Origin of the sequence: Actinosynnema sp. NPDC023658 (assembly GCF_040639995.1) — a bacterium.
In the GTDB taxonomy this organism is placed as follows: Bacteria; Actinomycetota; Actinomycetes; order Mycobacteriales; family Pseudonocardiaceae; genus Actinosynnema.
In genome coordinates this window covers 1-7,044 of sequence record NZ_JBFAAX010000111.1, presented here as the reverse complement: position 1 = coordinate 7,044, position 7,044 = coordinate 1, and the positions used below count along the sequence as shown (strand labels likewise).

At 72.4% G+C, this 7,044-nt stretch carries 6 protein-coding genes; all 6 read left to right on the top strand.

The annotated features are described in order from the left end of the window. The first annotated feature begins 87 nt into the window (after window positions 1-87). Window positions 88-831, top strand: coding sequence for a TIGR03936 family radical SAM-associated protein (locus tag AB0G02_RS15275; protein ID WP_360794087.1), 744 nt, complete (start codon window positions 88-90; stop codon window positions 829-831). Window positions 832-1,021: 190 nt separating this feature from the next. Further along, window positions 1,022-3,940 (top strand): translation initiation factor IF-2 N-terminal domain-containing protein, encoded by a 2,919-nt coding sequence (locus AB0G02_RS15270; RefSeq protein WP_360794069.1) that lies wholly within the window; start codon window positions 1,022-1,024, stop codon window positions 3,938-3,940. 274 nt (window positions 3,941-4,214) lie between these two features. Next, window positions 4,215-4,529 carry a 50S ribosomal protein L21 gene (gene rplU, locus AB0G02_RS15265; RefSeq protein ID WP_053722830.1) on the top strand — a complete coding sequence of 105 codons (315 nt, stop codon included), beginning with the start codon at window positions 4,215-4,217 and terminating at the stop codon, window positions 4,527-4,529. Window positions 4,530-4,543: 14 nt separating this feature from the next. After that, window positions 4,544-4,807, top strand: coding sequence for a 50S ribosomal protein L27 (gene rpmA, locus AB0G02_RS15260; protein ID WP_015098860.1), 264 nt, complete (start codon window positions 4,544-4,546; stop codon window positions 4,805-4,807). A 100-nt stretch (window positions 4,808-4,907) separates the two neighbouring features. Next, window positions 4,908-6,395 carry a GTPase ObgE gene (obgE, locus tag AB0G02_RS15255; RefSeq protein WP_360794066.1) on the top strand — a complete coding sequence of 496 codons (1,488 nt, stop codon included), beginning with the start codon at window positions 4,908-4,910 and terminating at the stop codon, window positions 6,393-6,395. After that, window positions 6,392-7,044: glutamate 5-kinase (gene proB, locus AB0G02_RS15250; RefSeq protein WP_360794064.1), on the top strand; the 653-nt coding region annotated here is incomplete at its 3' end. The genes obgE and proB, both read left to right, overlap by 4 nt.

The following is a 7,044-nucleotide window of genomic DNA, read 5'->3' as shown; positions in this document are numbered from 1 at the left end:
GTAGAACGCGGTCAGCTCGCGGAAGAACAGGTCCTGCGACCAGCCGTCGAACACGAGGTGGTGCCAGGTGAGCGCCAGCAGGTGGTCGTGGTCGAGCTGCGACTGCGCTACGCCAAGCGCGGTCGGCTGCGGTTCACGTCACACCGTGACATCGCGCGCACGTTCGAACGCGCACTGCGACGGGCGGGCGTCCCCATGGCCTACTCCCAGGGCTTCAGCCCTCACCCGAAGGTGTCCTGGGTGGGCGCGGCGCCGACCGGGGTGGCCAGCGAGGCGGAGTACGTCGAGGTGCAGGTCGTCGACCGGGTCGACCCGGAGGCGCTGCGGACCGCGCTGGACGCCGTGCTGCCGCCCGGGCTCGACGTGCTGGAGGTCGTCCAGTCGACCGGCGGCACGCTGCCCGAGCGCATCGAGGCGAGCGCCTGGCACGTCGAGCTGCCCGGCGTGTCGCCCGAAGAGCTGACCGAAGCGGTGACCGCGCTCATGGCCGCGGCATCCGTCGAGGTAGAGCGGTTGACCAAGGACGGGAAGAAGATCGTGGACGTGCGGCCGGCGATCGTGTCGGCCGAGGTCGGGGTGCGCGCGGGGACGCATTCGAGCGACGCGGGACACGATGCACGGGATTTGTCACAGCCGTGTGGGATACTCATGACGGTCGTACGGCAGACAACCCCTACCGTGAGACCCGACGACGTGCTGAGCGCGCTCCGAGTCGTCGCCGACCTGGTTCCGCCGGTGCCCGCGAAGGCGACCCGGATGGCGCAGGGGCGGCTCGACGACGAAGGCGGCCTGGTCGACCCGCTGGCCTTGGACAGGTCCGCGGAGGTCTGACCGGGCGGTGCGGAGCGGCGCTGACGGCGTCGTCGAAAAGTGTTATGGGACCTGCTGTGCCGCGTGCCCCACGGGTGGGCGCCACAGCGCAAGGCAAGGATTCCCGCCGCCAGCCGCGGCGGTGAGTGGACAAGAGAGGCCCCTGCGCGGCCGCGTCGGTTGGGACGCGCCCGGGGGCGGAGGAGCTGCATTGTCGAACACGGAAAAGCCTGCCGGTGCCGCCGGCGGGGGTAACGCCACATCCGCACACCCGGAGCTGGCCGACCTGCCCGCCAAGCTGCGGGTGCACGCGCTGGCCAAGCTGCTCGGAGCGAGCAGCAAGGACGTGGTGGCCGCCCTCGCGGACCTGGGCGAGACGGTGAAGGGCGCGCAGTCGAGCGTGAGCCGCGACCTGGCGCTCAAGGTCGCGGAGAGCCTGCTGAACTGGGACGACATCGTCACCGGCGAAGTGGACGAGCAGACCGAGGAACCGGTGGTCGTGGCCCGTGAGGTCGCGCCGCTGGTGCCGCTGTTCGCCCCGCCGTCCGCGGTGTTCCTGCCGCCGACCCCGGTGGCCAAGTCCCCGGTGGTCAAGGACAGCCCGGTGGGCCGGGACGACGACGTCGACGACGTCGAGGACGACGACGCGGACGAGCACTCGGCCGCCGACGACGCCGGTGACGAGGGCGAAGGCCGCCGCCGCCGCCGTCGTGGCCGGCGTGGTCGCGGTCGCGGCAAGGGCGTCGGCGACGAGAACGGCGAGGACGAGCAGGGCGACGAGCCGGCCGAGGCCGCCGAAGCCGAGGCCGAGCCGGCCGACGAGGCGCAGTCCGACGACGAGGGCCCGGGCAGCCGCCGCCGTCGGCGTCGGCGTCGCCGCACGACCGGCGCCGAGGAAGAGGCCGCGCCGAGCGAGGACGACCCGCCGAACACGGTGGTGCACGTCCGCGAGACCACGAGCCGCGACGCCCGTGACGACAAGGCCGACTCCGAGGCCGCGCAGAACGAGGTGCGCAGCGTCCGCGGGTCGACCCGGCTGGAGGCCAAGCGCCAGCGCCGCCGCGACGGTCGCGAGGCCGGTCGCCGCCGTGCCCCGGTGCTGTCCGAGTCCGAGTTCCTGGCCCGTCGCGAGGCCGTCGAGCGCACGATGGTCGTGCGCGAGCGCGGCGACCGCACGCAGATCGGCGTGCTGGAGGACGGCGTCCTGGTGGAGCACTTCGTGACCTCGGCCGGCACCGGCTCGCTGGTCGGCAACGTCTACCTCGGCCGGGTGCAGAACGTGCTGCCCTCGATGGAGGCGGCGTTCATCGACATCGGCCGCGGCCGCAACGCGGTGCTGTACGCGGGCGAGGTCGACTGGGACGCGGCCGGCCTGGAGGGCAAGGCCCGCAAGATCGAGCAGGCCCTGTCGACCGGCGACAGCGTCCTGGTGCAGGTCACCAAGGACCCGGTGGGTCACAAGGGCGCCCGGCTGACCACCCAGATCAGCCTGCCCGGCCGCTTTCTGGTGTACGTGCCCGGCGGTGGCGCGACCGGCATCAGCCGCAAGCTGCCCGACAACGAGCGCAAGCGCCTCAAGGACATCCTCAAGCGCGTCGTCCCCGAGGACGCGGGCGTCATCATCCGCACCGCCTCGGAGGGCGTCGCGGAGGAGGAGCTGGCCCGCGACGTGACCCGCCTGCAGGCGCAGTGGCAGGTCATCAAGGACAAGGCCGACACGCCCAAGGCCCAGGCGCCGCAGCTGCTGTACGAAGAGCCGGACCTGCTGGTGAAGGTCGTCCGCGACCTGTTCACCGAGGACTTCGCCGCGCTCGTCGTCCAGGGCTCGGACGCGTGGGAGACCATCGACGGCTACGTGCGGCACGTCGCGCCGGACCTCCAGGAACGGCTGCGCAAGCACGTGGCCAACACCGACGCGTTCACCGAGTACCGCATCGACGAGCAGCTGCTCAAGGCGCTGGACCGCAAGGTCTGGCTGCCGTCGGGCGGCTACCTGGTCATCGACCGCACCGAGGCGATGACGGTCATCGACGTCAACACCGGCAAGTTCACCGGATCGGGTGGAAACCTCGAAGAGACGGTGACCCGGAACAACCTGGAGGCGGCGGAGGAGATCGTCCGCCAGCTCCGGTTGCGCGACATCGGCGGCATCATCGTGATCGACTTCATCGACATGGTGCTGGAGTCGAACCGCGACCTGGTGCTGCGCCGGTTGACCGAGTGCCTCGGCCGCGACCGCACCCGTCACCAGGTGGCGGAGGTGACGTCGCTGGGCCTGGTGCAGATGACGCGCAAGCGGGTCGGCACCGGCCTGCTGGAGGCGTTCTCGACGACCTGCGAGCACTGCCGCGGGCGCGGCCTGGTCGTGACGACCGACGCCATGCACTCGCACGGCAACGGCGGTGGCAACGGCAACGGCGGTGGCCAGGCGCAGCAGCAACAGCAGCAGGGCGGTGGCCGCAAGTCGCGTCGCGGCAAGCAGGCCGACGTCGCCCCGGAGCCCGTGGCCGAGCTGACCGTGGAGCCGACCGAGGAGCCGGAGGCGATCACCGAGCAGTCGACGTCGGACGAGCCGGTGTCCGCCCTGGTCGAGGAGGAGGCCGCGCCGGAGACCCCGAAGCGCGACCGCCGCCAGCGCCGCCGGGCCCGCCGCGAAGCCGGTGCCGTCGTCAAGCACGGTGACGAGCCCGCTCCCGCCCAGGCGGACTCCGCCCCGGCCGCGTCCGTGGAGGCTCCCGCCGAGCCCTCCCCGGAGGCTCGCGCCGCGGTGGCCGACCCGGCTGCCCCCGACGCGCTGGTGGCCCCTGCCGAGGCCGCTGCGGCGGCCGAGGAGGCCCCGGCCGAGCCGGAGTCGACCGAGGTCGAGCCCGAACCGGCGCGGGTCTCGCGGCCCGTCCAGGTCGAGCCGACCCAGCCGTCCCAGGTCGAGCCCGAGCAGGCCCAGGCCGAACCGGCCCAGGTCGAGCAGGCGCAGCCCGAACCGGCACCGGCCGCCCAGCCGGAACCGGCGGCCGAGCAGCCGCTCAACGGCCGGGCGCCGGAGCCCGCGGCACCGGCGGCGACCACGCGTCGCCGTCCGGCCCGCCGTGCCGCCTCCAGGCCCGCCGGCCCGCCCCTGGGCGCGGTCTGAGCGGACCGACCGACCACCTCACGACGAACCGCTGCCCGGCCCGGCCGAGCAGCGGTTCGCCGTGTCCGGGCCCGGTGCCGGACGGCACCCCTGCCGTGACCAGCGCGTTCCCGGTTCGGCCACCCCGGTTTGACCACGCCGTCCACCGCCACGTAACCTCATACGCGGCCCGCCGTCCGGTGGGCCCTGTCGCGTGAAGCCCAGCGTGCTCGTGTTGGTGCAGCCGAGGCGCGCGCGATCCCGTCCCGTCGAGTAGCAGGAGACTTCCGTCCCGATGTACGCGATCGTCAAGACCGGCGGCAAGCAGTACAAGGTGGCTGTCGGCGACGTCATCGAGGTCGAGAAGCTCGAAGGCGAGCCGGACACCGAGATCACCTTCGCGGCGCCGCTCCTCGTTGTGGACGGCGATGACGTCACCTCCGCGGCGGACGCCCTGGCGAAGTTCTCGGTGACCGGCAAGGTCGTCGAGCAGACCAAGGGCCCCAAGATCCGCATCCACAAGTTCAAGAACAAGACCGGCTACCACAAGCGCCAGGGTCACCGCCAGAAGTTGACCCGCGTCGAGGTCACCGGCATCACCGGTAAGTGAGGATCTGACTAGCCATGGCACACAAGAAGGGCGCATCCAGCTCCCGCAACGGCCGTGACTCGAACCCCCAGTACCTCGGGGTCAAGCGGTTCGGCGGTCAGGTCGTCAAGGCCGGCGAGATCCTGATCCGCCAGCGCGGCACCAAGTTCCACCCTGGCGTGAACGTCGGCCGCGGCAAGGACGACACGCTGTTCGCGTTGGCTCCCGGTGCGGTCGAGTTCGGCACCAAGCGCGGTCGCAAGACCGTGAACATCGTCCCCGTCGAGGTCGCTGCCTAAGCAGCAGCTCGGACGTAGGACGGAACGACCTCCGACGAGGGGCGGGACCGGTGCATTCCGGCTCCCGCCCCTCGTTGCATCTTGAGGAAAGGAAATCCCCGTGTCCCGCTTCGTCGACCGGGTCGTCATCCACGTCGCCGCAGGTGACGGGGGCAACGGGGTCGCGTCCGTGCACCGCGAGAAGTTCAAGCCGCTCGGCGGCCCGGACGGAGGCAACGGTGGCAAGGGCGGCGACGTCGTGCTCGTCGTCGACTCGCAGGTCCACACGCTCCTCGACTTCCACTTCCGCCCCAACGCCGCCGCCGGCAGCGGCAAGGGCGGCCAGGGCGGCAACCGTGACGGCGCGAACGGCGCGGACCTCGAACTGCGCGTGCCCGACGGCACCGTCGTCCTCACGCCCGACGGTGAGGTGGTCGCGGACCTCGTCGGTGAGGGCACCCGGCTGATCGCGGCCCAGGGCGGCCGTGGCGGCCTCGGCAACGCCTCGCTGGCGTCGAAGGCCCGCAAGGCCCCCGGTTTCGCCCTCCTGGGTGAACCCGGCGAGGCGCACGACCTGGTGCTGGAGCTGAAGTCCGTCGCGGACGTCGGCCTGCTGGGCTTCCCGTCGGCGGGCAAGTCGTCGCTGATCTCGGTGCTGTCCGCGGCCAAGCCGAAGATCGCGGACTACCCGTTCACCACGCTGGTGCCGAACCTGGGCGTGATCACCGGCGGCGAGACCATCTTCACGATGGCCGACGTGCCCGGTCTGATCCCCGGCGCGTCCGAGGGCAAGGGCCTCGGCCTGGACTTCTTGCGGCACATCGAGCGCTGCGCGGTGCTCGTGCACGTCGTGGACTGCGCGACGTACGAGCAGGGCCGCGACCCGCTGTCGGACATCGACGCGCTGGAGGAGGAGCTGGCGAAGTACACCCCCTCCCTGGCCGACGACCTGGCCGAACGCCCGCGCGTCGTGGTCCTGAACAAGATCGACATCCCGGAGGCCCGGGAGCTGGCCGAGCTGGTGCGCCCGGACATCGAGGCCCGCGGCCTGCCGGTGTTCGAGGTGTCCACCGCCAGCCGCGAGGGCCTGCGCGAGTTCACCTTCGCCCTCGCGCGCGTCGTGGAGGAGTACCGGGCGTCGCGGCCGAAGCAGGAGGCGACCCGGATCGTGCTGCGGCCCAGGGCCGTGGACGACCAGGGCTTCACCGTGGTGGAGGACGCCCAGACCGAGGGCGGCTTCATCGTGCGCGGCGAGCGGCCCGAGCGGTGGATCCGGCAGACCGACTTCAACAACGACGAGGCCGTCGGCTACCTGGCCGACCGGCTCGCGCGCCTGGGCGTGGAGGACGCGCTGGTCAAGATGGGCGCCGAGCCGGGCTGCCAGGTCACCATCGGTGACCTGGTGTTCGACTGGGAGCCGACGACGCCCAGCGGCATCGCGATGACCATGAGCGGTCGCGGCACCGACGCCCGGCTGGAGGCCAACAACCGGGTCGGCGCGTCCGAGCGGTTGGCGGCGAAGAAGGCCCGCCGGATCCCCGGCACGTACGACGAGAGCGGGTTCGTCGAGTCGGACGGGTTCGAGCTCGAAGAGGACGACGACGAGTGATCGGTTCGGTGGCGGCGTCGCAGGCCCGGCAGGCGGTGTCCGCGGCGTCCCGGGTCGTGGTGAAGGTCGGGTCTTCGTCGCTGACCACCGCCGAGGGCGGGTTGGACCGGTCGCGGCTGGACGCCCTGGTGGACGCGGTCGCGACGCGGTGCGCGGCGGGCAGCCAGGTGGTGCTGGTGTCGTCGGGCGCGATCGCGGCTGGTCTCGCGCCGCTGGGCGTGACCAGGCGACCCCGTGACCTGGCCACCCAGCAGGCCGCGGCGAGCGTCGGGCAGCTCGCGCTGGCGCACGCGTACGCGAACTCGTTCGGGCGGTTCTCGCTGACCGTCGGGCAGGTGCTGCTGACCGCGGACGATGTGGTGCGGCGCTCGCACTACCGCAACGCGCAGCGCACGTTCTCGCGGCTGCTGGCGCTGGGCGCGGTGCCCGTGGTGAACGAGAACGACACGGTGGCCACCGAGGAGATCCGGTTCGGCGACAACGACCGGCTGGCCGCGCTGGTGGCGCACCTGGTCGGCGCGGACGCGCTGTTCCTGCTCTCCGACGTCGACGCGCTGTACGACGGCGACCCCCGCCGGCCGGGCGCGCGACGCATCACCGAGGTGGCCGGCGCGTCCGACGTGGACGGTGTGCAGGCGGGTTCGGTGGG